Source organism: Vibrio sinaloensis DSM 21326, assembly GCF_000189275.1.
In the GTDB taxonomy this organism is placed as follows: domain Bacteria; phylum Pseudomonadota; class Gammaproteobacteria; order Enterobacterales; family Vibrionaceae; genus Vibrio; species Vibrio sinaloensis.
In genome coordinates this window covers 1-25,619 of record NZ_AEVT01000039.1, presented here as the reverse complement: position 1 = coordinate 25,619, position 25,619 = coordinate 1, and the positions used below count along the sequence as shown (strand labels likewise).

Genomic DNA, 25,619 nt, shown 5'->3' with positions numbered 1-25,619 from the left:
GATACAAAAAAAAGCTGACTCATTGAGTCAGCTTTTTTATGGCTATCAGCTTATTGCTTCGGCTCATTTTTACCGGCAATCGCACTCAAGACAGGGACCATATCTTTCAATAGTTCTTCTTCAACAGGCTTGCCTGAAGAATCCGTCACGTTAATTGAAGTACGGTTACCGAGATCACCAAACAGGAAGGTGTAGGTACCCGAGCTTAGACCGATCGGCTTAACACCAATCTCATTCCAGAACTCATCGTCTGGCGATGCGTACTTCGCTTTCACAGTACCCTGAGATTGGTTACGCTCTTCAATGGTAAAGCCCATGTTAGGCAGCAGTCGAGGCAAACGTTGCCAAAGCACATTATATGGCGTACGAGCGATGATGACAGGGAAGCCACTACGGTCTGAACCCATAGAGATTGGGATATGCTTAACAAGCTCAGCCGCTTTACGAGCTGCTTCTTCACGCAAATCCAGATCATAGCGAGCGGTCACTAAGTTGGTCATCAGCGCGTTGTAACGCTCTTTATTAGTAGCAGTCACTGGCATGGTTTTCCCTGCTACCTGCCAATCAATCAATGAAATCTTAAAGCCGTGACGTCCACCCATTTTCACGCGGCTGATCTCGTAACGAGCGCCAAGCTCACTGTCTTCATCCTCAGAGCTCCATACCACCCAATCGGTTTCAATGCGGGTAGCGGTTTGCTCGCGGATAGCAATGTTTTGCTCTTTAAGCATGGTCAACGCAGTTTGCCATACCTTGTCCAGCTCATTTTCACGTAGCAACCAAAGTGTTGTTTCACCTTGCTGGCGCTCAGCTCTAGCCCCAGGGATCAATTCAAGCACTTGTTGAGGCGGACGAATATCAACCTCAGTACCAATACCACCTTGGTAATCACCCTGCGGGATTTTGTAGTTAGTGTAAAACTGAGGTTGAGCTCCCTCAGGAATTTTCCACTCTTCTAGCGCTGGAGTATCGAGATACTCAAAGTCATCTTTCGCCTGACGACGCTGCGTTGAGTTGCCAGAACATGCTGTTAAAACAAAAACAGCTAGCGAACTAAGAACTAGCTGGTGAGACAATTTCATTGAAACTCCTGATAAGTAAATGCCGAAGATAGGTCTTCGGCAATTCATCCTAAATTAGTAGATGCAGGCTTCTGTCATCGCTTGAGCGACAATTGGGCGCGCTCCTTCTGACAGCTCTGTCAGAGGCAAACGCAAATCGCCATTCGCAATTAACCCCATTTTATGTGCAGCCCATTTTACTGGAATCGGGCTAGACTCAACAAACAGATTCTTGTGTAAAGGCATTAAGCGTTGGTTAATGATTTCCGCTTCTTCAAACTTGCCTTCTTTCGCTAATCTGAACATTTTTGCCATGTCTTCTGCCGCAATATTATTGGTCACAGAGATAACTCCCTGACCACCTTGCTTCACAAATTCTAGACCTGAAGCATCATCGCCACTTAGTAAGATAAAATCTTCGCCACAAAGTTCACGATGAATTGCAATTCTTGATAAATCACCCGTTGCGTCTTTCAAAGCAACAATACTTTCGATCTCAGCCAAGCGAGCGACAGTTTCCGGTAGAAGGTCAACCGCAGTACGGCCAGGAACATTGTAAAGGATTTGCGGAACATCACTTTCTTCAGCGATTGCCTTGTAATGTTGGAACAAACCTTCCTGAGTCGGTTTGTTGTAGTAAGGGGTTACGCTCAAGCAACCAACAATACCTGAATTGTTAAGCAAACGGCTAAATGTCACCGACTCGTGAGTAGCATTCGCGCCAGTACCTGCAATGACAGGAATACGACCTTCTGCAAACTCGACAGTCTTCAACACAACCTTGACATGCTCTTCAATAGTTAGCGTTGCAGACTCACCCGTAGTGCCGACAGCAACGATGCCGTCAGTGCCTGCTGCCACATGATAATCGACCAGCTTCTTCAAGCTTACATAATCAACTTCGCCATCATGATTAAACGGTGTAATTAACGCTACGATACTTCCTGAAAACATGTCCTTCTCCCTCATTTGTTACTTTCTGCATGGTACTGTAAGGCGATTGAAAAAGACAAGGGATTAACCGCGCTTAAATCACCTAAATGAATGAATATTTATCATATGTTAGATGTTTGGCAAGTTACGCCTTTTATTTACTGCTTTGTCAGTCCTAAGTAAGGAAATTTCGTCGCCAAAATTGATCGAACAAAAATGATTCTAAAGGACGCGGATAGCATTTTTATCAGCGCTATCTGTGCTAAGCTAACCTATTAATAATCCTAACTAGATAGAAGTGAGACTATGACTCAACATTTGGTGATTACTGCGGTCGGCACCGATCGCCCAGGTGTGTGCAACCAAGTTGTTCATCTGGTCACTCAGTCTGGATGCAATATTGTTGACAGTCGCATTGCCTTATTCGGTAATGAGTTCACCCTAATTATGCTCCTATCAGGTAACAACGCTGCGATCACGCGGGTGGAAACCACATTGCCTCTGCTCGGTCAGGAACATAACCTGATTACCATCATGAAGCGAACATCCACCCATGCACCTCTTGACACGTCTTACACGATGGAAGTCTTTATCGAGTCGGCCGACAAACCAGGGCTAACTGAACACTTTACTCAGTTTTTTGCCGAGAAAGAGATTGGGTTGTCGTCGTTAAGCGCTCAAACCATCAATAAAGACAAAATTGGCTCTGAAACGGATCAATTTCATATCGCCATCACCGCCAGTGTCGACTCAGAGCGTAATTTGATGCAGTTGCAGGAAGAGTTTGATGAACTTTGCCGACAACTGAACGTACAAGGCTCACTCAATTTCATAAAAAACAGCCAGTAAAAAGGAATACAAATGAACACGTTAACTGCGGGAACGCCAGCACCTGCTTTTTCTCTATTGGATCAAGACGGCAACACAGTCACGCTAGCTGATTTTGCCGGCAAAAAAGTATTGTTCTACTTCTACCCTAAAGCGATGACTCCAGGTTGTACGGTGCAGGCGCAAGGCCTACGTGACACTAAAGCGGAATTGGATGAACACAACGTTGTTGTGCTCGGCGTGAGTATTGATCCTGTGAAGCGTCTTGGTAAATTCATCGAGCGTGACAACCTCAACTTCACTTTACTCTCTGATGAAGACCATGCCGTTGCTGAACAATTTGGCGTTTGGGGCGAGAAGAAATTCATGGGTAAAGTCTACGACGGCTTGCACCGCATCAGCTTCTTAATCAATGAAGAAGGTGTCATTGAGCACGTATTCAACAAATTTAAGACCAAAACTCACCACGAAGTGGTATTGGACTACTTAAACGAAAACAAGTAATACCCATATAGAATACTCAAAAAAACGCCAGCATGATGCTGGCGTTTTTAGTTTGAGTAAATGCTACACAATAAACTTGTTCAAAATGTCATCTTGCTCACGCACGTTTTCCGTTTGAACTTGCATTGCGATGTTGGCATTTTCAGCAGCATCGGCAACCTGAGTAGAAAGATCTTTAATCTTCACCGTATTCGCATTGATCTCTTCAGCAACTAAGCTCTGCTCTTCTGCTGCAGATGCAATCTGCATATTCATGTCCGTAATACGCTGAATGGCATCACGAATACGTTGCAGTGCTCCATCGGCAGCTTGAGCCTTGTCGACGGCATCAACCGCCGTGCTCTTACTTTCGTTCATCGCTGCCGACACTGAGCTCGCACCCGCTTGGAGCTGTTCAATCATGCTACGAATTTCAGTGGTAGACTCTTGAGTACGCTGAGCCAATGTACGCACCTCATCGGCTACAACCGCAAAACCACGTCCAGACTCACCGGCACGGGCTGCCTCAATTGCCGCATTTAACGCAAGTAAGTTGGTTTGATCCGCGATGTCATTTATCACTTTCAAGATGGTTTCAATATTGGCGGTTGCAGACTCTAGGCCTTGAACCTCTTCGACCGCCTGATCAATTCGAGCTGATAACATATCAATCGAAGTGGTTGTTTCACTCACAACACTTGAACCGTCTTGCGTGGCTTCATCTGCTTCTCTTGCCGCACCAGCCGCACCTTGTGCATTGTTCGCAACTTCCGTTGCCGTCACAGCCATCTCATTCATCGCAGTTGCCAACTGTTCCAGTTCTTGCAGTTGGCTGCGCATCGCTTCAGCAGACTCGTGCGAGCCTTGTACCGTCATTTCGGTACCACGTAAGATTTCAGCACCAATGGCTTTCGATTGCTGAATTTGTTTTTGTAGTGTTTCAGTAAAGGTATTAAAACCTTCCGCTAATTGCGCAAATTCTTTATCAGTATTGGTATCGAGGCGCTTAGTGAGGTCACCTTGACCTGAAGCGACGTCTTGAATTGCACTATTAAGAACGTCAAGTGGACGCATCAGCACACGAATAAGGAAAGTCAGAATCAGTACGCTCAGTACCACTCCGATAACACCATATATAATCGAACTGCTGCGCATGGTATCCACTGCCGCGAAGGCAATGTCTTCATCAACAATCGCACCGATATACCAGTTTTCAGATGGAACTTTGGTGAAGTGAACTAGGTAGTTTATGCCATCCAATTCAAAACGTTGGTTACCTTCTTGTACTTTTGCTGCAGGCAGGTAGCTTGAAAGGTTTTCGCCGTTGTTTTTAGCATCAGGGTGGGCAATCGTGGTTCCGTCGGCTGTTACGATGAAGAGATAACCGGCATCGAGTAGGTTCACGCTATTAACAAGGTCGGCTAATCCACCTAATTCGAGATCGTAGAACATACCCGCGACGAAACGGCCATTCTCTTTCACTGGTGTACCAATAGAGATAATGACCTTTTTCGATGAGACGTCGACATAAGGGTCTGTGACCACAAGACGACCTTGGCTCTTGGCATCGATGTACCAAGGGCGAACGCGTGGATCGTAATCTGGTCCCGCTTCCCAACCATCATCATTTTCAATGACAAAGCCATTGCTTTCGTAACCAAAGCCAACCGCTAAGAAACTGTTTTTCAGAGTCGGCTTTTCGAGAATATTCTTCACTTGAACTTGGTCGTTAGGTGCAAGTTCAATCACTTCTGTCATGGACTGGGCTAACCCTTTCTTACTTTCCATTTCAGAAACCACCGTGTTTTTCACACCGTTAACCATCTCGGTCAAACTGGTATCAACAAGTGCTTCAACCTCTTGCTTTACAGTGCTCAGCTGTTGAATCGACAGCAATGCGACTGTAACCAGCAGCAATCCAGATGAAGCCGCAACGATCTTTTGGCTGAATTTCATATAATCCCTCAATTGTCAGTACATTATTATTATTTTTTGCTTATCTTCTAGTTATCGCCCTGACTGACGTTTACTTAAGTAGATTTTCTTACATTTTTTTACTTATGTAACATTAATATTAAAAGAACTTGACGGAAAGCGGCAAAAAAAAACTCCAACCACGTGGATTGGAGTTTGTGAATTGACTTTACTCGCTAAATTCAAGATTCATTGATGACATCATCTTCATCATGACTTGGTAGTGCATTCCAAACCGCTTTGACTAGAGTCGCAAGCGGTATAGCAAAAAATACCCCCCAGAAGCCCCACAAACCGCCAAACACAAGCACAGCAACGATAATCGCAACAGGGTGTAAATTGACCGCTTCAGAGAACAGCACTGGAACAAGCACGTTGCCATCCAAGGCTTGAATGATGCCATAAGCAATCAACAACCAGTAAAACTGAGGGGTTAGTCCCCACTGGAACAGCCCCACCATAGCAACAGGAACGGTTACCGCTGCCGCACCGATGTAAGGAATCAACACAGATAAGCCCACCGCAACCGCTAGCAGCACTGAGTAACGTAAATCTAGAATGGCAAAAGTGACGTAACTGACTCCACCAACGATCAATATCTCCATCACTTTACCGCGAATGTAATTGGAGATTTGTTCATTCATTTCATGCCAGACTTTGTAAGCTAAACGACGATTACGCGGCAAGATACCACTGGCCATTTCGATCATCTCTTGCTTGTCTTTCAGTAAGAAGAACACCAACAAAGGCACTAAGATCAAATACACCGCTAGCGTTGCTAAACTGACCAAGGACGCCAGTGAACCTTTCAGTACCGTTTCCCCCATACCAATCGCTTGGTTTTTCGCATTAGTGACTAGGGATTCTACAATCTGGAAGTTATCAAGCTCAGGGTAGCGTTGAGGCAATTCAGCAATGAAGCTTTGTAAACCCAGATACATGGTTGGAATATCATTAACCAGATTGCCAACCTGTTGCCATATTGTCGGAACTAGGCCAAACACCGCCACCAGCATCAAGCTACTGAAACCAAGGATGACCAGAACCACAGCCAGAGTACGAGGCACTCCTAATCGAGAAAGCTGAGAAACCGGCCATTCCAACAAATAAGCCAGTACAATGGCGACCAGAAGAGGCGCAATTAGATTGCCAAAAAAATAGATGGTAATGAAACCGAATAGCAGAATCGCTACAAGACTCACCGCGTGCGGATCAGAAAAACGTCGTTTATACCAACGACTCAACATTTCAAACATTCAACAAATATCCTTAGTCACGTGCATACGGTAGTGGTCGTCCATCTCTTCAGTCAAAAGTGTAAACGAATGCATTTGAAGAAACTTTTCAATATCACGCATCGAGCTAACATCACGAATTAAGACACAACAGGATTGGCCATGGCTCAATTGATTTGTGTGACGCTTCGCAAGTAACAGCGCCAATGGACATCGCTCTTGGCGTAAATCCAAAATATTCGGTTCCATTCTTTCGCCCGATGCTTATCATGGGGGTATTGTATAGTGTTTTTTTAAACGCGTCAGTGCTAAAAAGTTAAGGATAATGATCTTTCACTCATCATTGACTAACCAAGGCTCTCGCCGTGTTAGCCTGAGTGAGATAAGACGAAACCATCTCGGCGATGGGGTGTCAAAAGATGTATCTGTCTCCAGCTCTCCCCCGAGTTAAGACAATAAAATCAATGGAGTTTCATCGAAAAACTATGTTAAAACGTACGCGTTCAATGGTCTGCCTGTGTATTGCCGCAGCGTTATCCGCCCCTAGCATCAATGCCAACACTTTAGAGCTTCCTGATATCGGTACGACAGCCAGCAGCACGCTCACTATCGATCAGGAATTGATCTATGGCGATGCGTATATGCGAATGCTAAGGTCAAGCCAACCGATTGTTAACGATCCCGTTTTAAACGAATACATTAGCGGTTTAGGTCATCGATTGGTTGCTAATGCTGACGATGTAAAAACCCCGTTTACCTTTTTCATGATCCGAGACCGCAACATCAACGCATTCGCTTTCTTTGGTGGCTACGTCGCGCTGCATTCCGGATTATTTTTGCACGCGCAAAGTGAAAGTGAATTAGCCTCAGTTGTCGCGCACGAAATCGCACACGTGACCCAACGTCACCTTGCCCGCAGCATGGAAGAACAAGCTCGTCGTTCACCCGCGACGTTAGCCGCTCTCGCTGGCTCTTTACTACTGGCTATAGCTTCACCGCAAGCAGGGATGGCAGCGATTACCGCAACAACCGCTGGCAGCATGCAAGGCACCATTAATTACACTCGCAGTAATGAAAAAGAGGCCGACCGTTTTGGTATCGCCACCTTAGCGAAAGCGGGCTTTGAGCCAAAAGCCATGCCACGCTTTTTTGGTCGACTCGCCGATGAGTATCGCTATGCGAGTAAGCCGCCACCTATGCTGCTGACCCACCCGCTGCCTGAAGATCGAATCACAGACAGCCGAGCTCGAGCACAAAACTACCCTGCAAGGCGACTTGACCCTTCTCTTAATTACAACCTAGCGCGAGCCCGCATCGTCGCAAGATATGCAGGCATCCAAGCAAAGGCCGCTCACGATTGGTTTGATCGTACCGAAAAAAAGGCCGCACCTGGCGTGAAAGCCGCTTTCCAATACGGGCGAGCTTTAGTTCATCTAGATAACAATGAACTGGATGAAGCAAATAAGATATTACAACTACTGATTAAAGGGGACGCCAGCAATCATTTCTATCTCGATGCGCTTTCTGACTTATACATAGCTCAGAAACAAGCGGATAAAGCTCAACAGATGTTAGAGAAAGCGATGAAAGCGTCACCAAACAATCCAGTGCTGACAATTAACTACGCGAACGTTCTAATTAAGTTAGAGAAGAATCAAGAAGCGTTAAGAGTTTTACAACGCTACACTCACGACAATCCAAATGACGTCAATGGCTGGCAGTTGTTATCTGAAGCCAATATTCATTTAGGTCAGAGTGATGAAGACTTGGCTGCTCGTGCAGAGATCTTGGCACTGAAAGCCAACTGGAACAAAGCCATTCAATATTACACTCAAGCGAGTCAACTCGCTGAGCTGGGAAGCTTAAAACAAGCAAGATATGATGCTCGTATCGATCAATTGATGGTCCAACGAGAACGTTTCTTAGCATTACAATAACAATAGGAGTTAACTTATGTCAGTCGTGATTATTCACAATCCACGCTGTTCAAAAAGCCGCCAAACCCTTGCTCTTCTTGAAGAAAAAGGAATTGAGCCACAAATCATCAAGTACCTAGATGAACCACTTTCTGTTGAGCAACTCAAAACACTTTACGCTCAATTAGGTGTCGACAATGTCCGCGCTATGATGCGTACCAAAGAAGCCGTCTATAAAGAGCTAGACTTGGCTCAAGCGGATGACGAAACCCTTTTTAATGCAATGGTAGAGCACCCGAAGCTTATCGAACGCCCAATCGTAGTGAACAATGGCCAAGCTCGCCACGGTCGCCCACCTGAGCAAGTTCTAGAGATTCTATGACCTGCAAACTGATCGTCCTTTACTACAGTCGCCACGGCTCCACGTTAGCCGTGGCAAGGCAAATCGCTCGTGGCATTGAGTCTGTCGACGGCTGTGAAGCCGATCTGCGAACCGTCGAAGAGCTCTCTGCCCAGGAGCAATATGCAGATCCAATCGTGACATTAGACGAGCTAAAAAATTGCGATGGATTAGCCATGGGGAGTCCTGTGTGGTTCGGAAATATGGCCGCACCACTCAAGCATTTTTGGGATCAAACCACGGCGCTATGGGTATCCGGTGATTTAATCGATAAGCCCGCCTGCGTTTTTAGCTCTTCATCAAGCCTACACGGCGGTCAAGAGACCACACTCCAAACTATGATGTTGCCTCTGCTACATCATGGCATGATGATTTTAGGTATCCCCTACTCTGAACCCAAATTGCATACCACCAGTCGAGGTGGAACGCCTTACGGTGCAACAACAGTCAGTTCTGGTAGCTCACCGTTAACCCAAGACGAAGTTGAGTTAGCAAAAAACTTAGGCAAGCGTCTGGCAGTGACCGCACTCAAAATGAAGGAATCAAAATGACGCAAGAGATGCAGCCAAGAACCAAGCTATTTCGAATGATGGCGCTTTTTGGCAACCTGGCTCTACTCTCATGGATTGCAATATGGCAGTTGAGCTTATCACCTCATCCGCACATTAGCAGTACAACACTGGCTATTGCTTGGGCGATTCCATTGCTACTGCCTTTACCCGGAATTCTTGCTGGTAAACCCTATACGCATGCTTGGGCTAACTTTGTCCTGATGCTCTATTTTCTGCACGGTTTTACTATCTTGTATATCGATGGAGGCGAGCGTTGGTTAGCTGTGGTTGAACTGCTCCTAACAACCGTCGCTTTTTTTGGCAACATTCTCTATGCACGTGCCAGAGGACAAGAGTTAGGAATGAAGCTAAAACGCTTATCAAAAGTCGAGAAAGAAGAGAAAGCGCGCTTTGAATCTAGCGATTCTGAATAAAGCATAAAAAAGGGGCTGCAGTATACAGCCCCTATTCTTTGTTCTGATGCGGATTTAGCTTTCTACATCTGTTTCTTCGACACCTTCAACGCTAGTATCTTGTGCTTCTGACTCTTCAAGAATCACCTCTTCGTTGTCAGTAGGCGCGACATATACATATGGTTTACCTTGCCACTCAAACAACAAAATCGTCTCGGCTGGTACAACTGGAGGAAGTTGATCGATTTGCACAGCGGCAACGGTTCCACTTTCAGTCACAGTCAGCTCGTTGTTATTATCTTGCTCGATAGGAGCAGGAATCGATTCAGGCACGACATTTGGACGTTCAGTAATGCTTTCTAATTGAGTAACAGGAGCAACGCGACGGACTTCTTGCTCAAACTCAGCTTGTGATGAAAGTAAGTGGACATTAAATGTCACTTCATCACCTTGAATCTTAAGAATATCTAGCGACGCCACGGAGCTTAATGATTTGAGCTTGTTCTCTAAAGTAAAGAAACCCACTGCATCATCTAGCTTGGTAAAACGAATTTTAATGGACTCAGACGACTCACTCGCCACTACAACCGCACTTTTCTTCGCGTAGTAATCACTGATCTGGTTGATCATTTTGGTTGCCGCGTCGCCGCCATTGTTTGAACCAGAGATTGGCGCTTGTCGGGTCACGCCCACCGTTGCTGGTTTTTGGTCATACAAGGTCCAGCGTAAGCTATTCCCTTGTGCTTTTACCACCAGCACAGCATCAACAGGGTAACGCTGACTTGCTTGGCCAACAGGCATAGCAAAACCGCCCCATAAATCAGAAACGGAAACGCCCGTGATATCATCAAAATCACCCACAGGAACCGTCAAAGGTAGGCCGCGAATCTGCGCTTGCTGCTTCATCTGCTCAAGTAGCGCGGAGTCACCGTGTTCCCAGACAATATTGCGATCAGCTTGCCCCTCAACCACTAACCAAACAAGCAGGTTGGAGCGAGCCGCAGGCCATACTGGTAACTGAGCTTGACTCAACAAAGAGCGAATATGAGGTGCACTAAAGCCCATGCGCAGGGATTGCTCTCCATCCAGTTGCCCGTAGCTAATTTGAGTCAAGTACTGACCACTTTGATTCAAGGCTTTTTTCACGACCTGATTAGACACGGCAGAGCGATCACCTGACGCTCGCACGATGACTTCTTTCATGCCTTCCACTCGGGCCTTAGCATCGGCATTTTCTGCCGCCTGGTCCAGTATCACTTCTGAACGGTATAGATCTACGTTGGTCAGAGCCATAGCCGGTAATCCGACTAATCCTAAAGCCAATAAAGCTAAACGACGCATATTCTTCCTAGGATTGAGTATTCACTTCGAATCTCGATGATAAGCAACTATTGATATTCGAGCAACTAAAGTACTAAGGAAAAGCCCTACAACCATCACTTTTACAACTTGACATTGACGTGAACAATTAAAGAAAAAAGAAATATTTGATCCAGTTCAGATTGCAATCGTTTGCCGTGGTGATAAAATCCCGCGAATTTTATTTTTTGTAGAGTAATTACTACTTTCCGCCACCTAAAGGAATAACAATATGAAAAATGCCATCCAAGGCGCACAGATGCTGTTTGTCGCATTTGGTGCCCTCGTTCTAGTGCCACTGCTGACTGGCCTAGACCCTAGCGTTGCTCTCTTCGGCGCTGGTATCGGTACCCTTCTTTTCCAACTTATTACTCGCCGCTCTGTTCCCATTTTTCTCGCTTCTTCTTTTGCTTTCATTGCACCAATCCTTTATGGCGTACAAACCTGGGGTATCCCTGCAACAATGGGCGGTTTAATGGCTGCAGGTTGTGTGTACGTAGCCATGGGTGGTCTAATCAAAGTTCGTGGTGTAGAGATCATTCACAAGTTACTGCCACCCGTCGTTGTTGGTCCTGTGATCATGGTGATCGGTCTAGGTCTGGCTCCCGTCGCCGTGAATATGGCACTGGGTAAGGTTGATGGCGCGCAGGTGATTGATGCCGATGCATCAATGGTCATTTCAGTTGCGTCACTGATGACAACTATCGTGCTAAGTGTATTTGCGAAAGGTTTCCTAAAACTGACTCCAATTTTAGGTGGCATTGTCGTTGGCTATTGCTTAAGCCTAGGGTATGGCATTGTAGACTTCACTCCGGTTCAACAAGCCGCATGGTTTGCACTACCTAACTTCACCATGCCAGAGTTCAACATCAATGCCATTCTGTTTATGATTCCAGTTGCCATTGCTCCTGCGGTAGAGCACGTCGGTGACATGTTGGCTATCTCCAACGTAACGGGGAAAAATTACATTAAAAAGCCAGGTCTTCACCGCACGATTGCAGGTGACGGAGTGGCAACAATTGCCGCGTCCATGGTCGGTGCACCGCCAAATACTACTTACTCTGAAGTGACTGGCGCGGTGATGTTAACCAAAGCATTTAACCCGGTCATCATGACGTGGGCAGCGGTTACCGCAATCATCTTGGCTTTAGTGGGTAAACTTGGTGCAGCATTACAAACCATCCCAATGCCAGTCATGGGCGGCATCATGATCCTTCTATTCGGTTCCATTGCAACCGTTGGCTTGAACACCCTAATTAAAAACAATGTTGACCTACACAAGTCTCGTAACCTAGTTATCGTAGCAATTACCCTTGTATTTGGTATTGGTGGCATGGCATTTGGTATTGGTGAGTTTAGCCTACAAGGTGTCAGCCTATGTGGTATCGTTGCGATTCTTCTCAACCTTGTCCTACCACAAGACTTAGGTGAAAACCATGTGGTGGATAACGCGCAAATGGAAGAAGAAGCTAAGTAATCTTACGGCATTGAATTGATTCAAAGGGTTGGTACGCAAGCACCAACCCTTTTTTATTACTCAATGCAAAGTTCGACAAACTGACCTCGAGTGAGCGCAGCCAGATCGTGAGGGGCAAGTTCAATCTCCAATCCACGTTTGCCTGCACTGACACAGATAGTTTCCAACGTTAGTGCACTGTGATGAATAAAGGTCGGTAGCGCCTTTTTTTGCCCAAGCGGGCTGATCCCACCCACCACATAACCCGTGGTCTTTTGCGCAATATCTGGGTTCGCCATTTCAGCTTTTTTCGCTTTTGCCGCTTTTGCCGCCTGCTTAAGGTTGAGTTTGTGTTCTACCGGTATAACGGCAACAGCAAGATTCTTAGCGTCGCCGTTGAGACAAAACAGCAGAGTTTTAAAAACAGTAGATGGATCCTGACCGAGCACTTCCGCTGCTTCCAATCCATAACTTTCAGCACGAGGGTCATGCTGGTACTGATGAATGGTATGCGCCACTTTTTTCTTTTTGGCGAGATTGATTGCAGGCGTCATTGCTCCCTCCCGATTTTCACAAGTAAAGGTAATACAAACAAAAAGCGCCACTCTACTGAGCGGCGCTTAAGCTTAAAGAGATTTATAAGTTGCAGTCAACTTACTTGTAAACCATCTCACCAGAAGGTGCGTATTTGTTTACATCAATTGGGCTGTTTGACTCTAGGTACTCTTTTAGTACTTCTGCATCAACGAAACCAGTGTTAACAAAGCCTGGGTGGCCAGTTAGTTTAGGGTAGCCGTCACCGCCTGATGCGTTAAAGCTTGGCACTGTGAAGCGGTAAGTTTCGTCTAGACGAAGCTGTTTACCACCGATGAATACATTAGAGACTTCACCATTAGCAACCGTCATAGAGATACCAGCGAACTGCGCGTAAGCACCAGAATCTACAGGTTTAGTTGCCACAACGTTTAGGTAATCTAGAACTTCTTTACCAGACATATCTGTGTAAGTCAGGATGTTACCGAATGGCTGTACCGTTAGTACGTCTTTGTACGTTACTTCGCCAGCAGCGATAGAGTCACGAACACCACCTGAGTTCATTACTGCGAAGTCAGCTTTTGCACGCTCCATGTGAGCAGTTGCGATTAGACGACCTAGGTTTGTTTGTTGGAAACGAACCACGTTACGGTCACCTTCAAGTTTACCGTTAGTTTCGGCAATCTTGATGTCTAGCTGAGCTTGGCCTTGCTCTTGGTAAGGACGTAGGAATTCAAGTAGCGCTTCGTCTTGCTTGATCTCGTCTTCAATAAGTACACGTTGTTTCTTACCGTCGATCTTAACTTTCTTCTTCAAGTTAACTGGGATCAGATCGTAGCTCACCATTTCTAGTTCACCGTTACGGAATTCGTAATCAGCACGACCTACGTATTTACCCCACTCGTGAGCCTGAACAATGTATGTACCGTTTTGCATGTCTGGCTTACATTCGTCAGAAGGCTTGAAGTTCTTCTTAACAACGTTTGGCGCTTCCATACATACAGGCTCTTGAGAGTGACCACCCACGATCATATCTAGAGAACCTTCGTCTAGGTAACGAGCAAGTGCTACATCACCCGGCGCATTCACACCACGCTTACCATCTTCATAGTGACCCATGTGAGTCACAGCAAAGATTAGGTCTGGCTTTTCAGTTTTCTCTAGTTCAGCGATCAGTTTTTTCGCTTCTTCTTTAGGATCACGGAAGTCGATACCGCCAATGAATTCTGGGTTACCGATCTTAGCGGTATCTTCAGTTGTTAGACCGATTACAGCAATCTTGATACCTTGCTTATTAAACATCTCGTAAGCCTGGAACATACGCTCGCCAGTCTCTTTGTCGTAGATGTTTGCAGATAGCATTGGGAAGTTAGCCCACTCTTTCTGTTTAAATAGAACTTCTAGAGGGTTGTCGAACTCGTGGTTACCCAGTGCCATTGCATCGTAACCGATTTTGCTCATACCTTTGAAATCTGGCTCAGCGTCTTGTAGATCTGACTCTGGTACACCTGTGTTGATATCACCACCAGAGAGTAGTAGCGAGCTGCCACCTTCTGCTGCGATTTCCGCACGTAGTTGGTCAATTAGCGTCTTACGAGCTGCCATGCCGTACTCGCCGTATTTGTTCTGCCAGAAGCGACCGTGGTGGTCGTTAGTGTGAAGAACTGTCAGCTTGTAGGTTTTGTCTGCTTCCCACTCCTGCTGAGGTGCTGTTGCACAACCAGCTAGAGTTGCCAGGATTGCTGCGCTAATTGCGCTTTTTACGATCAGGCCTTGCTTCATTGTCATACCTTTTGAACTTTTTGGGGATTTCCACTGCTTTTTCTTGCTGCTCACTTGAATAGACTCGTCGGGCTAACGCCCAAAGAGCAGCAAAACTTGAACTAGTTTAAATTAAGGTAATTAAAGTAACACTTGAATTTCATATTTATGATAGCTAGATCACTCTTAACAATCCTTAATCATGTAATAAATGAGAGGAATTGCATCGCCTCAAATAAAAGATCACAGGCAAACGTTTATATAGAAAATGGTGATTTTAAGTATAAATGTGACTTGGGTTATTTAATCAACACAAACCGCAAACTTCCTGACATTTAGCAACTTTTAGCGATCAAGTTTTGTTATGTTATAACATTATATTTTCAGCAATCTTATTATTTGATTGAATTAACATTGCTTGGTTGTTATTTATTCAGTTCAAATTTAATTCAAAAAAAAGCCAGCTTAATAGCTGGCTTATATAAATTAAATAACACGCAATTATTTAATATCGATGTGCTCAAAACCTTTAATTAACTCATCCAACGCTTTCATTTGCGCTAAGAATGGCTCGAGCTTATCCAGCGGAAGAGCCGATGGCCCATCGCAGCGTGCTTGATCTGGATTTGGGTGTGCTTCAATAAACAGACCCGCAATACCCGTCGCTAAACCAGCTTTAGCAAGTTCAACCGTTTGCTCACGACGACCACCTGATGCCGCACCTGAAGGGTCACGCATTTGAAGTGAGTGCGTTACATCGAAAATGATTGGGCTACCATTTGACGCCTTCTTCATTACACCAAAACCAAGCATATCTACAACTAGGTTATCGTAACCATGGCACGAACCACGCTCACATAAAATGATGTTTTCGTTGCCACATTCTGCGAATTTATCAACGATGTTACCCACCTGACCTGGGCTCATAAACTGAGGTTTTTTAACGTTGATTACGGCACCTGTTTTCGCCATCGCTTCAACAAGGTCAGTTTGGCGCGCTAGGAAAGCAGGAAGCTGAATCACGTCAACCACATCCGCTACTGGCTGTGCTTGCTCTTCAGTGTGAACGTCAGTAATGATTTTCACACCAAATGTATCTTTAAGCTCTTGGAAGATTTTCATGCCTTCTTCCAAACCAGGACCACGGTATGAATGAACAGAGCTGCGGTTTGCTTTGTCGAAAGAAGCCTTGAATACGTATGGGATACCCAGCTTTTCAGTGACTTTTACGTAGTGCTCACAGATCTGCATAGCAAGATCGCGAGATTCGAGGACATTCATACCAGCGAACAACGTAAAAGGTTTGTCGTTAGCCACTGGAATATCACCAACGTGGACAATTTTCTGTTCCATTTTCTTCTCTCTTAATCGGTTTCGCCGCTCACTGAAAGCGGGCTTAGTGTAAAACAACCTGAGTTGAACTCATGGCGTTTACTTGATTTTTCAATAATTCCGAAGCAGGGTCGTCTGGACACTGGTCGATAAAGTACTGGTAGTCACTGAGTGCTATCTGATGACAATCAAGCTGTTGATAGATAAAGCCTCGATCGCGAATTTCATAGGGATCATCAGGGACAAAAGTGAGTGCGAGATCGGTACACCTTAGCGCTAAAGTATAGCGTTGCTCTCGTAAAAGGGCGCTTTTTAGCAGCGCCAGCCAACGACCAATAACGGTAGGGTTATCGGTTTCTTGTAGATGGCTGGTCTTCAGTTTAGCCAGAGGGCCGCTATGACCGATTAACCAAGCACCTAAAGTATGTTCAGATACATACTCACCATTAAATGGATTGATGTACTGAGCCACATCATCATACCAATCCACCTTGATCAAAAACTGGCTTGGAAAAGTAATGCCTTTAACCGGAAAACCCAGTTTTCGCCCAAAGTAGAGCAACAAAGCCCCTAAGCTAACGGGGATGCCTTTTCTTCTTTGCAGAACTTTATCGATAAAGCCATTTGCCGAGTCAAAATAAGCATCTTGGTCACCTTTAAAGCCCCACTCATGGTAGAAAAGCCTCAAAAGCGCTTCAAAGCGCTGCTTCTCATTCACTTCATGAACTAGGCTCAGTTCAGCTTCTTTTAGTAATCGATGGAGTTCAATTTCAGCCCAATGGACTTCAGTTTCCGGATCAACGGCTTTATTCAGTGCCAGTGCTCCCTCAACCAGTTCCATTGCATCAAAGTCTTCATCAAACAACTCTAGCATTCAAGGTTACCTATTTATTGTTAACCAAATAGAATCGGTGTTTTCGTGATGGCTATTTTACCTGCCATCGCTAACCAGCCTAATGCACCAAAAAACGAAAAAGTACGTAGTAACTTATTTTTACCTAGCTTAAGGGCAAAAAAGCCGAGTGCAATGTAGGCAAGCACACAAGTGATTTTTTCCGTTAACCAAGGTGCTGCCGCAGTGAATGGAATGAACCCAGTGATCACAATCAGGTAAATACCGGAAATCAGTAGAAAGGTGTCATTGATATGAGGGAAAACTTTAAAAAACTTCTTTTCCAATAATTTAGAGTTCGCCATCATCAGGGCATAACGCACAGAGAGTAGCGTTGCACTCAGTGCGATGGTGAGGAGGTGGAAATGCTTTAATCCTTCGTACATTTTTATTCTCTTTATTGCTCTTGCGACCACTGGCCGATCGTTACTCGATCGTTATTGCCGTAATCTTTGTAAGTTTCAACTTGGTAGTAACCAAGCGAAGTCAGTATGTCTCGGACGGCTTTACCTTGATCATACCCATGTTCGAACATCAACCACCCTCCAGCCAGCAAATAACGTCTAGCATGCTCAGAGATGTGTTTAATGTCTGCCAAACCGTTGTCTTCAGCGACCAAAGCGCTTAACGGTTCAAAACGCACATCACCCTGTGTGAGGTGCGGATCGTTTTCTTCTATATAAGGCGGGTTCGACACAATTAAAGCAAACTGCGTACCAGCATCGACGGGATCAAACCAACTCCCTGCGCGAAACTCACAATTGGTTATACCAAGTTTGTCAGCATTAGAACTGGCCAATTGCTGAGCATCGATTTTTAAGTCGATTCCCCACACCTTTCGCTCCGGTAACTCAGAAGCCAATGCCAATGCTATTGCCCCTGTTCCGGTTCCCAAATCAAGGATATCCCCTTGATTTAAATTAGCTTTATCTAAAGCCACCTCAACTAATCTTTCCGTATCAGGTCGAGGGATAAGTGTAGATGGAGCAACACTCAGCGGTAGAGACCAAAACTCACGTTCACCAATAATGTAAGCAACCGGCTCACCCTTGATGCGACGAGAAAGTAATTGTTCAAAACGCTCAATTTGCTCTGTGGTAAGTTCTTTATCAGGCCAAGTCAGAAGAAATGATCTTGGTTTGCCGAGTGAATGGCAAAGCAGTACCGCGGCATCAAGAGAGGGCGAGTCACTGCCGCTCTCTTGAAGTTGCTTTACGGCTTTCTTGAGTGTGCTATCGACACTTTTCTCAGCCGCCATCGTTTAGTGGTTCTCTGCTAACGCGGCAAGTTGGTCGGCTTGGTGCTCTTGAATCACCGGATCGATCAAGCTAGACACATCCCCTTCCATCACTTCATTTAAGCGGTAAAGTGTTAAGTTGATGCGGTGATCCGACACACGACCTTGTGGGTAGTTGTAAGTACGAATACGGTCACTACGATCACCTGAACCTAGCAGGTTACGACGAGTGTCTGACTCTTCGGCAGCACGCTTCGCTTCTTCTGCTTGGATGATTCGAGCTGCCAGAACCGCCATTGCTTTAGCTTTGTTCTTATGTTGAGAACGCTCGTCTTGACACTCAACAACAGTACCTGTTGGTAAGTGAGTAATACGAATTGCTGAATCCGTGGTGTTAACGTGCTGACCACCAGCGCCTGAAGCACGGAAAGTATCAATTTTTAAATCAGCCGCTTTGATTTCTGGAATCTCAGCTTCTGGGATCTCCGCCATCACGGCAACAGTACACGCAGAAGTATGGACACGACCTTGTGATTCAGTTGCAGGGACACGTTGAACACGGTGACCACCTGACTCAAATTTAAGCACACCATAAGCACCATCACCTGAGACTTTCGCGATCATTTCTTTATAACCGCCGTGTTCCGCTTCGTTTGAAGACATCACTTCAACACGCCAACCTTTCTTTTCCGCAAACTTGCTGTACATACGGAACAGGTCACCAGCGAAGATACCTGCCTCATCACCACCCGCACCGGCGCGGATTTCGAGGAAACAGTTGCGGTCATCGTTAGGATCTTTAGGCAGGAGTAAAATTTGTAGCTCGTCGCTCAAACGTTCAATGGCGTCTTTGGCTTCTTTAATTTCTTCCTGAGCCATTTCACGCATTTCTTCGTCGTCTTCATTCGCCATCTCTTCAGCAGCAACAAGATCTTCTTGAGCTTGTTGGTAAGCTTGGAAACACTTAGTCACTTCCTCTAGCTGAGAGTACTCTTTTGATAAGGCACGGAATTTGTCTTGGTCACCGATCACATCCGGATCGCCAAGCAGGTGTTGAACTTCTTCATAACGCTCAACCAGTGTTTCTAGCTTAGTTAGAATCGAGGCTTTCATAGTTTCTTATAACTCAGGTTCGTAATTAAAAGTCTTGAAAAATTAAGAGTCTTCAAGACCTAAACTTTGTCTAATGATAGCAAGCTTAGCGGGCTCGCCTTGTTCTGCTGCACTTTGCAATGCTCGAGTTGGTGCATGTATTAACTTATTGGTTAACTTATTGCTCAACTCTAATAGGACTTTCTCAGGGTCGGCACCAGCGGCAAGAGATTGGATACTTTTGTTCAATAGTTCAGTGCGAATATCATTCGCGCTACGTCGATAGTCTCGAATGCTGTCGACCGCTTGCAGAGAGCGCAACCACGACATAAAGGCGGCACTTTCTTCACTGACTATCGCTTCCGCTTGAATCGCTTCAATTTTCCGCTGTTCAATATTGTTGTCGACGATCGACTGCAAATCATCCACCGTGTATAAGTATGCGTCATTCAGTTCGCCGACTTGCGACTCGATATCGCGAGGAACCGCAATATCCACCAACAGCATAGGTTGAAAACGACGTGCTTTTAATGCCGTTTCGACCATGCCTTTACCAATAATAGGCAGCGGGCTTGCTGTCGAACTGATAACGATATCAGCTTGCGCAAGATAGTCAGGGATCTCAGGTAGACCAATAATTTGTGCGCCAAACTCTTCAGCTAAAGGCAATGCACGTTCTTTCGTCCGGTTGGCCACAATCATCTTGTTACAACCATTAGCCGATAAGTGCTTCGCGACCAGCTCAATAGTTTCTCCTGCCCCTACCAGCAATACCGTGGAATCTTGTAAAGATTCGAAGATATGTTTAGCCAAGGTGCAGGCTGCATAAGCCACCGAAACCGCGTTGCCACCGATGTCGGTTTCAGTGCGGACACGCTTCGCCACAGAGAAGGTCTTTTGAAACAGCTTCTCCATCGCAGCATCAACCGCTTTCCCCTCGCGAGCATCTGAATAAGCTTGTTTGACCTGGCCAAGGATTTGCGGCTCACCGAGCACTAACGAGTCCAAGCCACAAGATACGCGCATAAGGTGTCGAATCGCGGCTTGCTCTTCATGTGTGTAGATACTCGGTTTCAGAGCTTCAGGGCTAACTTCATGAAATTGAGACAACCAGTCGATGATTTTGCTTTTACTGGCGCCTTTGACATCACAATAGATCTCCGTGCGGTTACACGTCGACACGATAACGCTACCGTTCACTACAGGATTTTCACTGAGCTGCTTGAGCGCTTCAGGTAACTTCTCCGGTCCAAAGGCAACTTTTTCACGCAGTTCAACCGAGGCCGTATTATGATTGATACCTATAGCAAGCAAAGACATGTATCGCGAGTTCTCTGAATCAGATTTGGACAAATAAGGACGGAATTTTACTTGATGCCCCAATTTAATTAAAGGGTATTAGGGATATGTTTTCATTAGTTCGTGATTTCAGTGATATAGTGAGGCCCAACGCAAGGCTTAAATTGGACAAATAAACCGCAATGACGACGAAACTTCGCCCTTTCTGGATTTCTTTGCTAGCCGCTCTTCTTCTTTCCGGTTGTGCAAGCATCGAATCTAGCCAGACTAACGTTGAATGGCAAACTCATCAGCAACGGCTGGCTTCAATCTCTCAGTATCAATCCTCAGGAAAACTTGGTTATATTTCTCCAGAGCAAAGACAATCTCTGAATTTCCGCTGGCAACATGCTCCGCAAAGCAGTCAACTTCGACTGACCACGTTTTTAGGTCAAACTGCATTAAATTTAAAAATCACCCCAACAGGCGCCGTTGTCGATACCTATGACGACAAAACTTACACCTCGACCAACGCAGAATCGTTAATCTATCAGTTAACCGGCTTAACCATTCCAGTAGAGCAACTCCATGATTGGTTGCTGGGTAGACCAACTTCTGCCGATGGTTACCTACTTAACGAGACCAATACACTTGCGACGCTACGTAAAGAGATCAACGGTCAAACGTGGCAGCTTGATTATTTGAACTACAAAGATGTCCTGGTCGATGGCGTCGCGCTTCCTTTACCTCAGAAACTAAAGCTCAAGCAGCAAGACACTTCAATCAATATTGTGATTTCTAAGTGGGATTTAAAGAAATGATCGCCGAAACAACTCACTGGCCTTCTCCAGCAAAACTCAACTTATTTCTGTACATAACAGGTCGCAGGGATAACGGTTACCACGAGTTACAGACTCTTTTTCAATTCCTCGATCATGGTGATGAGTTATCCATTACCGCTAACTCAACGGGTGAAATAACACTTAGCCCAGAGATTCCAGGTGTTCCTCTACAAGACAACCTGATTTGGAAGGCGGCACGAGCGTTACAAGAGCGAACAGGCTGTCGCTTTGGCGCGCATATCAAACTGAAAAAAGTCTTACCCATGGGCGGCGGTATAGGTGGCGGGTCATCCAATGCGGCGACAACCTTAGTTGCCCTCAATCACCTTTGGCAAACTGACCTTGAAGATAACCAACTAGCAGACATCGGCTTACAACTTGGCGCGGATGTTCCCGTCTTCGCTCGCGGATTTGCCGCTTTTGCAGAAGGTGTGGGCGAAAAGTTAGTCCAAGCCTCACCGGATGAAAAATGGTATTTGGTTGTTAGGCCGGATGTGAGCATTGCAACGGTAGACATATTTACCCACCCCAAATTGACCAGAAATACCCCGAAACGTTCACTGGCAACGCTTCTTGACAGTGAATACGGAAACGATTGCGAAAAAATTGTTCGAATGCTGTACCCAGAGGTTGATAAGCAACTTTCTTGGCTGCTACAATATGCGCCGTCTAGATTGACGGGGACTGGATCGTGCGTTTTTGCTGTATTTTCCAGCAAACAAGAAGCCGAAGACGTCCTCCGAAAACTCCCTGACACTGTCTCCGCGTTTATCGCGCAAGGGCGAAATATATCACCTTTATACGAGACTTTGGCTAAGTATCGCTTAGCCCACACACAATCTATCTAAAACTGGACGCAACCCTGAGGTTTCCACCGTGCCTGATATGAAGCTATTTGCTGGTAACGCTACACCTGAACTAGCCCAACGTATTGCTGATCGTCTATACATCTCTCTTGGTGATGCAACTGTTTCTCGTTTTTCTGATGGCGAAGTCGCTGTACAAATCAACGAAAACGTTCGTGGTAGTGATGTTTTCATCATTCAATCTACCTGTGCACCAACTAACGACAACCTAATGGAACTGGTAGTGATGATTGACGCAATGCGCCGCGCTTCAGCGGGCCGTATTACAGCAGTTATCCCTTACTTTGGCTACGCTCGCCAAGACCGTCGTGTACGCTCTGCTCGTGTGCCAATCACTGCTAAAGTTGTTGCAGACTTCCTTTCTAACGTTGGCGTTGACCGCGTTCTTACTATCGACCTTCACGCAGAGCAAATCCAAGGCTTCTTCGATGTACCTGTAGACAATATCTTCGGTACTCCTGTACTCCTTGATGACATGGCAACTCGCGGTCTTGAGAACCCTGTTGTTGTCTCTCCTGACCTAGGCGGTGTTGTACGTGCGCGTGCTACAGCGAAAGCGTTGGGTGATATCGATATCGCGATTGTTGATAAGCGTCGTCCACGTGCAAACGTTTCTGAAGTAATGAACCTGATTGGTGATGTTGAAGGCCGTGACTGTGTCATCGTTGATGACATGATCGATACTGGTGGTACGCTATGTAAAGCAGCAGAAGCCCTAAAAGAGCGTGGCGCTAAGCGTGTTTTCGCTTACGCAACTCACGCGGTATTCTCAGGCAACGCCGCTCAGAACATTGGCAGCTCAGTACTAGACCAAGTGATCGTGACAGACTCAATCACTATGTCTAAAGAGATGGAAGCGACAGGTAAAGTGACAACACTAAGCCTTTCTCGCATGTTGGCTGAAGCGATTCGTCGTATCAGCAACGAAGAGTCTATCTCTGCAATGTTCAACTAATTTCCCAATTAGTATAAAAATTTTAAAAACACCCCACGTTGGGGTGTTTTTTGTTTCAACAGGGCATCAAATCGTCCCCCTCGCTTGACGAGAGACTTCTGTGCTATCATACGGCGCTTTTTAAGTTTCCAAGAGAGATCCTTACCTTGAGTCAACAGATCAAACTTCTCGTCGGCCTGGCGAATCCAGGGCCTGAATATGCAAGAACTCGTCATAATGCGGGCGCATGGGTAGTAGAAGAACTGGCGCGCGTACACAACATTACACTAAAAAACGAAGCAAAGTTTTTTGGGTTAACGGGGCGCATAATGATGAACGGTCAGGATTTACGCCTACTCATTCCTACAACGTTCATGAATTTATCTGGTAAATCCATCGCTGCACTCGCGAAGTTCTATCAAATAAAACCAGAAGAAATCATGGTTGCTCATGATGAGTTGGATTTGCCTCCAGGTGTTGCTAAATTCAAGAAAGGTGGTGGTCATGGTGGGCACAATGGCCTTCGCGATACCATAAGTAAACTTGGTAACTGCAAAGATTTTTATCGTTTACGGATTGGCATCGGTCATCCGGGACACAAAGATAAAGTAGCAGGTTTCGTGCTTGGTAAAGCACCTGCAAAAGAACAGGAGCTTCTTGACGCGGCAGCAGATGAATCTGTTCGCTGCTTAGATATCCTAATTAAGGATGGACTGTCAAAAGCACAAAATCGTCTACACACGTTCAAAGCTGAATAAGGTTATTATCATGGGTTTCAAATGTGGCATCGTTGGTCTACCTAACGTAGGTAAATCAACTCTGTTCAACGCTCTAACTAAAGCGGGCATCGAAGCAGCAAACTTCCCGTTTTGTACTATTGAACCAAATACTGGTGTAGTACCAGTGCCAGATCTTCGCCTAGACGCACTAGCGAAAATCGTTAACCCACAGAAGATTCTGCCAACGACCATGGAATTCGTTGACATTGCAGGTCTGGTTGCTGGTGCATCTCGTGGTGAAGGCCTAGGTAACAAATTCCTAGCCAACATTCGCGAAACAGACGCAATCGGTCATGTTGTACGTTGTTTTGAGAATGAAAACATCGTTCACGTTGCTGGTAAAGTATCTCCGATTGAAGATATTGAAGTTATCAACCTTGAATTGGCAATGGCTGACCTAGACTCTTGTGAGCGTGCGATTCAACGTAACGCGAAAAAGGCAAAGGGCGGCGATAAAGACGCAAAATTTGAACTAACTGTTCTTGAAAAACTACTACCAGTACTGACTGAAGGTGGTATGGCGCGCACCGTGGAATTGGCGAAAGAAGAACTAGCAGCTATTGGCTACTTGAACTTCCTAACGCTTAAACCAACCATGTACATCGCTAACGTTAATGAAGATGGATTCGAAGACAACCCGTATCTTGATGCTGTTCGCGAATACGCCGAAAAAGAAAACAACGTAGTTGTAGCGGTATGTGCGGCGATTGAATCTGAACTTTCTGAACTAGAAGATGAAGATCGTGAAGAGTTCTTAGCAGACATGGGGATCGAAGAACCTGGTCTTAACCGAGTGATCCGCTCTGGGTACGAACTCCTGACTCTCCAGACTTACTTTACAGCAGGTGTTAAAGAAGTACGTGCATGGACAATCCCTGTAGGTGCCACAGCGCCACAAGCCGCTGGTAAGATCCACACAGACTTTGAGAAAGGTTTTATCCGTGCAGAAGTCGTTGGTTATGACGACTTCATCGAGTTCAACGGAGAAAGCGGTGCGAAAGACGCTGGTAAATGGCGTCTTGAAGGTAAAGAGTACATCGTTAAAGATGGTGATGTGATCCACTTCCGCTTCAATGTTTAAGATTCGCTCAAGTCATTGAGTTTTAAAGCCAGCCTAAACGCTGGCTTTTTTAATGGCCGTAACGACAAAACAAGTTAAGTATTCATTCTGCTGTCATTTTGTTATCAGTTTTCGATGATTAACACGCCTCTTTGTTTAAAAAGAAATCGAACAGTCCATATATCTCGATTTATTCAAAAAAACTATTGACGGTTTTGACTCAACTCCGCATAATGCGCCCCGTTCCCGGCAAGACGACTTAGGATTGCAAGGAACCAAAATATGGTTTGGCTACGTAGCTCAGCTGGTTAGAGCACATCACTCATAATGATGGGGTCACAGGTTCGAATCCCGTCGTAGCCACCATTCCTAAATGCTTTTTTAGAAAGCAATTAGGAATAGA

The 25,619-nt window shown here is 45.5% G+C and carries 26 protein-coding genes and 1 tRNA gene; 13 read left to right on the top strand and 14 right to left on the bottom strand.

What is annotated here, in order from left to right:
* Window positions 1–50 precede the first annotated feature (50 nt).
* Both bamC and dapA read right to left on the bottom strand, forming a co-directional pair.
* The gene (gene bamC / locus RH45_RS06635; RefSeq protein ID WP_008075229.1) at window positions 51–1,082 is read right to left on the bottom strand and encodes an outer membrane protein assembly factor BamC; all 1,032 of its coding nucleotides are present in this window, start codon (window positions 1,080–1,082) and stop codon (window positions 51–53) included.
* Window positions 1,083–1,136: 54 nt separating this feature from the next.
* Entirely contained in the window at window positions 1,137–2,015 is an 879-nt protein-coding gene (gene dapA / locus RH45_RS06630) for a 4-hydroxy-tetrahydrodipicolinate synthase (RefSeq protein WP_008075227.1), read from the bottom strand.
* Window positions 2,016–2,300: 285 nt separating this feature from the next.
* On the opposite strand from dapA, the gene RH45_RS06625 reads away from it, so the two are divergent.
* On the top strand, window positions 2,301–2,843 hold the full coding sequence (locus tag RH45_RS06625; protein WP_008075226.1) for a glycine cleavage system transcriptional repressor: 543 nt from the start codon (window positions 2,301–2,303) through the stop codon (window positions 2,841–2,843).
* A 12-nt stretch (window positions 2,844–2,855) separates the two neighbouring features.
* The gene (gene bcp / locus RH45_RS06620) at window positions 2,856–3,326 is read left to right on the top strand and encodes a thioredoxin-dependent thiol peroxidase (RefSeq protein ID WP_008075225.1); all 471 of its coding nucleotides are present in this window, start codon (window positions 2,856–2,858) and stop codon (window positions 3,324–3,326) included.
* A 63-nt stretch (window positions 3,327–3,389) separates the two neighbouring features.
* Here the strand turns inward: bcp and RH45_RS06615 are convergent, their stop codons facing one another.
* The 3 genes from RH45_RS06615 to RH45_RS06605 all read right to left on the bottom strand — a co-directional run bounded on the left by RH45_RS06615 (window position 3,390) and on the right by RH45_RS06605 (window position 6,763).
* Window positions 3,390–5,261 carry a methyl-accepting chemotaxis protein gene (locus RH45_RS06615; protein ID WP_008075224.1) on the bottom strand — a complete coding sequence of 624 codons (1,872 nt, stop codon included), beginning with the start codon at window positions 5,259–5,261 and terminating at the stop codon, window positions 3,390–3,392.
* A gap of 200 nt (window positions 5,262–5,461) precedes the next feature.
* The gene (locus tag RH45_RS06610) at window positions 5,462–6,535 is read right to left on the bottom strand and encodes an AI-2E family transporter (protein ID WP_008075223.1); all 1,074 of its coding nucleotides are present in this window, start codon (window positions 6,533–6,535) and stop codon (window positions 5,462–5,464) included.
* Window positions 6,536–6,763: a sulfurtransferase TusA family protein gene (locus RH45_RS06605; protein WP_008075222.1), complete on the bottom strand. Its 228-nt coding sequence runs from the start codon at window positions 6,761–6,763 to the stop codon at window positions 6,536–6,538. It lies immediately after the preceding gene.
* Between the two features lie 236 nt (window positions 6,764–6,999).
* On the opposite strand from RH45_RS06605, the gene bepA reads away from it, so the two are divergent.
* The 4 genes from bepA to RH45_RS06585 are packed head-to-tail and all read left to right on the top strand — an operon-like array spanning window position 7,000 to window position 9,815.
* Complete coding sequence (bepA, locus tag RH45_RS06600; RefSeq protein WP_008075221.1) at window positions 7,000–8,451, top strand: beta-barrel assembly-enhancing protease; 1,452 nt, start codon at window positions 7,000–7,002, stop codon at window positions 8,449–8,451.
* A 16-nt stretch (window positions 8,452–8,467) separates the two neighbouring features.
* Window positions 8,468–8,812, top strand: coding sequence for an arsenate reductase (glutaredoxin) (gene arsC, locus RH45_RS06595; RefSeq protein ID WP_008075220.1), 345 nt, complete (start codon window positions 8,468–8,470; stop codon window positions 8,810–8,812).
* The gene (gene wrbA / locus RH45_RS06590) at window positions 8,809–9,381 is read left to right on the top strand and encodes an NAD(P)H:quinone oxidoreductase (protein ID WP_008075219.1); all 573 of its coding nucleotides are present in this window, start codon (window positions 8,809–8,811) and stop codon (window positions 9,379–9,381) included. The genes arsC and wrbA overlap by 4 nt, the downstream gene beginning before the upstream one ends.
* The gene (locus RH45_RS06585) at window positions 9,378–9,815 is read left to right on the top strand and encodes a DUF2069 domain-containing protein (protein WP_008075218.1); all 438 of its coding nucleotides are present in this window, start codon (window positions 9,378–9,380) and stop codon (window positions 9,813–9,815) included. The genes wrbA and RH45_RS06585 overlap by 4 nt, the downstream gene beginning before the upstream one ends.
* 54 nt (window positions 9,816–9,869) lie before the next feature.
* Here RH45_RS06585 and RH45_RS06580 read toward each other — a convergent pair whose 3' ends face one another.
* Window positions 9,870–11,135: a DUF2066 domain-containing protein gene (locus RH45_RS06580; RefSeq protein WP_008075215.1), complete on the bottom strand. Its 1,266-nt coding sequence runs from the start codon at window positions 11,133–11,135 to the stop codon at window positions 9,870–9,872.
* A 250-nt stretch (window positions 11,136–11,385) separates the two neighbouring features.
* On the opposite strand from RH45_RS06580, the gene RH45_RS06575 reads away from it, so the two are divergent.
* Window positions 11,386–12,630: a uracil-xanthine permease family protein gene (locus tag RH45_RS06575; protein WP_008075214.1), complete on the top strand. Its 1,245-nt coding sequence runs from the start codon at window positions 11,386–11,388 to the stop codon at window positions 12,628–12,630.
* Between the two features lie 56 nt (window positions 12,631–12,686).
* Here the strand turns inward: RH45_RS06575 and ybaK are convergent, their stop codons facing one another.
* The 8 genes from ybaK to hemA all read right to left on the bottom strand — a co-directional run bounded on the left by ybaK (window position 12,687) and on the right by hemA (window position 20,777).
* Window positions 12,687–13,163 (bottom strand): Cys-tRNA(Pro) deacylase, encoded by a 477-nt coding sequence (gene ybaK, locus RH45_RS06570; protein WP_008075213.1) that lies wholly within the window; start codon window positions 13,161–13,163, stop codon window positions 12,687–12,689.
* 100 nt (window positions 13,164–13,263) lie between these two features.
* Window positions 13,264–14,925 carry a bifunctional UDP-sugar hydrolase/5'-nucleotidase UshA gene (ushA, locus tag RH45_RS06565; RefSeq protein ID WP_008075212.1) on the bottom strand — a complete coding sequence of 554 codons (1,662 nt, stop codon included), beginning with the start codon at window positions 14,923–14,925 and terminating at the stop codon, window positions 13,264–13,266.
* Window positions 14,926–15,405: 480 nt separating this feature from the next.
* A complete protein-coding gene (kdsA, locus tag RH45_RS06560) occupies window positions 15,406–16,257 on the bottom strand; it encodes a 3-deoxy-8-phosphooctulonate synthase (RefSeq protein WP_008075211.1) in 852 nt (283 codons plus the stop codon).
* 43 nt (window positions 16,258–16,300) lie between these two features.
* Window positions 16,301–17,110: a SirB1 family protein gene (locus RH45_RS06555; protein ID WP_008075210.1), complete on the bottom strand. Its 810-nt coding sequence runs from the start codon at window positions 17,108–17,110 to the stop codon at window positions 16,301–16,303.
* Window positions 17,111–17,130: 20 nt separating this feature from the next.
* Window positions 17,131–17,514: a SirB2 family protein gene (locus RH45_RS06550; RefSeq protein WP_008075209.1), complete on the bottom strand. Its 384-nt coding sequence runs from the start codon at window positions 17,512–17,514 to the stop codon at window positions 17,131–17,133.
* 11 nt (window positions 17,515–17,525) lie between these two features.
* Complete coding sequence (prmC, locus tag RH45_RS06545) at window positions 17,526–18,386, bottom strand: peptide chain release factor N(5)-glutamine methyltransferase (protein ID WP_008075208.1); 861 nt, start codon at window positions 18,384–18,386, stop codon at window positions 17,526–17,528.
* Window positions 18,387–18,389: 3 nt separating this feature from the next.
* Window positions 18,390–19,478 (bottom strand): peptide chain release factor 1, encoded by a 1,089-nt coding sequence (gene prfA, locus RH45_RS06540; RefSeq protein ID WP_008075206.1) that lies wholly within the window; start codon window positions 19,476–19,478, stop codon window positions 18,390–18,392.
* 42 nt (window positions 19,479–19,520) lie between these two features.
* Complete coding sequence (gene hemA / locus RH45_RS06535; protein WP_008075204.1) at window positions 19,521–20,777, bottom strand: glutamyl-tRNA reductase; 1,257 nt, start codon at window positions 20,775–20,777, stop codon at window positions 19,521–19,523.
* A 161-nt stretch (window positions 20,778–20,938) separates the two neighbouring features.
* Here hemA and lolB point away from each other — a divergent pair, with 161 nt between their 5' ends.
* From lolB to RH45_RS06505, 6 genes are all read left to right on the top strand, one after another.
* A complete protein-coding gene (gene lolB / locus RH45_RS06530) occupies window positions 20,939–21,556 on the top strand; it encodes a lipoprotein insertase outer membrane protein LolB (RefSeq protein WP_008075202.1) in 618 nt (205 codons plus the stop codon).
* Entirely contained in the window at window positions 21,553–22,425 is an 873-nt protein-coding gene (gene ispE / locus RH45_RS06525) for a 4-(cytidine 5'-diphospho)-2-C-methyl-D-erythritol kinase (protein ID WP_008075200.1), read from the top strand. The genes lolB and ispE overlap by 4 nt, the downstream gene beginning before the upstream one ends.
* Window positions 22,426–22,453: 28 nt before the next feature.
* The gene (locus RH45_RS06520) at window positions 22,454–23,398 is read left to right on the top strand and encodes a ribose-phosphate pyrophosphokinase (protein ID WP_008075199.1); all 945 of its coding nucleotides are present in this window, start codon (window positions 22,454–22,456) and stop codon (window positions 23,396–23,398) included.
* A 146-nt stretch (window positions 23,399–23,544) separates the two neighbouring features.
* Window positions 23,545–24,135 carry an aminoacyl-tRNA hydrolase gene (pth, locus tag RH45_RS06515; RefSeq protein WP_008075196.1) on the top strand — a complete coding sequence of 197 codons (591 nt, stop codon included), beginning with the start codon at window positions 23,545–23,547 and terminating at the stop codon, window positions 24,133–24,135.
* Window positions 24,136–24,145: 10 nt separating this feature from the next.
* Window positions 24,146–25,237 (top strand): redox-regulated ATPase YchF, encoded by a 1,092-nt coding sequence (gene ychF / locus RH45_RS06510; protein WP_008075194.1) that lies wholly within the window; start codon window positions 24,146–24,148, stop codon window positions 25,235–25,237.
* 268 nt (window positions 25,238–25,505) lie between these two features.
* A tRNA-Met gene (locus tag RH45_RS06505) sits at window positions 25,506–25,582 on the top strand.
* The last annotated feature ends 37 nt before the right edge of the window (window positions 25,583–25,619 follow it).

Coding starts and splice junctions, on each gene's coding strand:
- bamC (WP_008075229.1), bottom strand. CDS start 1,082: ATGAAATTGTCTCACCAGCTAGTTCTTAGTTCGCTAGCTGTTTTTGTT.
- dapA (WP_008075227.1), bottom strand. CDS start 2,015: ATGTTTTCAGGAAGTATCGTAGCGTTAATTACACCGTTTAATCATGAT.
- RH45_RS06625 (WP_008075226.1), top strand. CDS start 2,301: ATGACTCAACATTTGGTGATTACTGCGGTCGGCACCGATCGCCCAGGT.
- bcp (WP_008075225.1), top strand. CDS start 2,856: ATGAACACGTTAACTGCGGGAACGCCAGCACCTGCTTTTTCTCTATTG.
- RH45_RS06615 (WP_008075224.1), bottom strand. CDS start 5,261: ATGAAATTCAGCCAAAAGATCGTTGCGGCTTCATCTGGATTGCTGCTG.
- RH45_RS06610 (WP_008075223.1), bottom strand. CDS start 6,535: ATGTTTGAAATGTTGAGTCGTTGGTATAAACGACGTTTTTCTGATCCG.
- RH45_RS06605 (WP_008075222.1), bottom strand. CDS start 6,763: ATGGAACCGAATATTTTGGATTTACGCCAAGAGCGATGTCCATTGGCG.
- bepA (WP_008075221.1), top strand. CDS start 7,000: ATGTTAAAACGTACGCGTTCAATGGTCTGCCTGTGTATTGCCGCAGCG.
- arsC (WP_008075220.1), top strand. CDS start 8,468: ATGTCAGTCGTGATTATTCACAATCCACGCTGTTCAAAAAGCCGCCAA.
- wrbA (WP_008075219.1), top strand. CDS start 8,809: ATGACCTGCAAACTGATCGTCCTTTACTACAGTCGCCACGGCTCCACG.
- RH45_RS06585 (WP_008075218.1), top strand. CDS start 9,378: ATGACGCAAGAGATGCAGCCAAGAACCAAGCTATTTCGAATGATGGCG.
- RH45_RS06580 (WP_008075215.1), bottom strand. CDS start 11,135: ATGCGTCGTTTAGCTTTATTGGCTTTAGGATTAGTCGGATTACCGGCT.
- RH45_RS06575 (WP_008075214.1), top strand. CDS start 11,386: ATGAAAAATGCCATCCAAGGCGCACAGATGCTGTTTGTCGCATTTGGT.
- ybaK (WP_008075213.1), bottom strand. CDS start 13,163: ATGACGCCTGCAATCAATCTCGCCAAAAAGAAAAAAGTGGCGCATACC.
- ushA (WP_008075212.1), bottom strand. CDS start 14,925: ATGAAGCAAGGCCTGATCGTAAAAAGCGCAATTAGCGCAGCAATCCTG.
- kdsA (WP_008075211.1), bottom strand. CDS start 16,257: ATGGAACAGAAAATTGTCCACGTTGGTGATATTCCAGTGGCTAACGAC.
- RH45_RS06555 (WP_008075210.1), bottom strand. CDS start 17,110: ATGCTAGAGTTGTTTGATGAAGACTTTGATGCAATGGAACTGGTTGAG.
- RH45_RS06550 (WP_008075209.1), bottom strand. CDS start 17,514: ATGTACGAAGGATTAAAGCATTTCCACCTCCTCACCATCGCACTGAGT.
- prmC (WP_008075208.1), bottom strand. CDS start 18,386: ATGGCGGCTGAGAAAAGTGTCGATAGCACACTCAAGAAAGCCGTAAAG.
- prfA (WP_008075206.1), bottom strand. CDS start 19,478: ATGAAAGCCTCGATTCTAACTAAGCTAGAAACACTGGTTGAGCGTTAT.
- hemA (WP_008075204.1), bottom strand. CDS start 20,777: ATGTCTTTGCTTGCTATAGGTATCAATCATAATACGGCCTCGGTTGAA.
- lolB (WP_008075202.1), top strand. CDS start 20,939: ATGACGACGAAACTTCGCCCTTTCTGGATTTCTTTGCTAGCCGCTCTT.
- ispE (WP_008075200.1), top strand. CDS start 21,553: ATGATCGCCGAAACAACTCACTGGCCTTCTCCAGCAAAACTCAACTTA.
- ychF (WP_008075194.1), top strand. CDS start 24,146: ATGGGTTTCAAATGTGGCATCGTTGGTCTACCTAACGTAGGTAAATCA.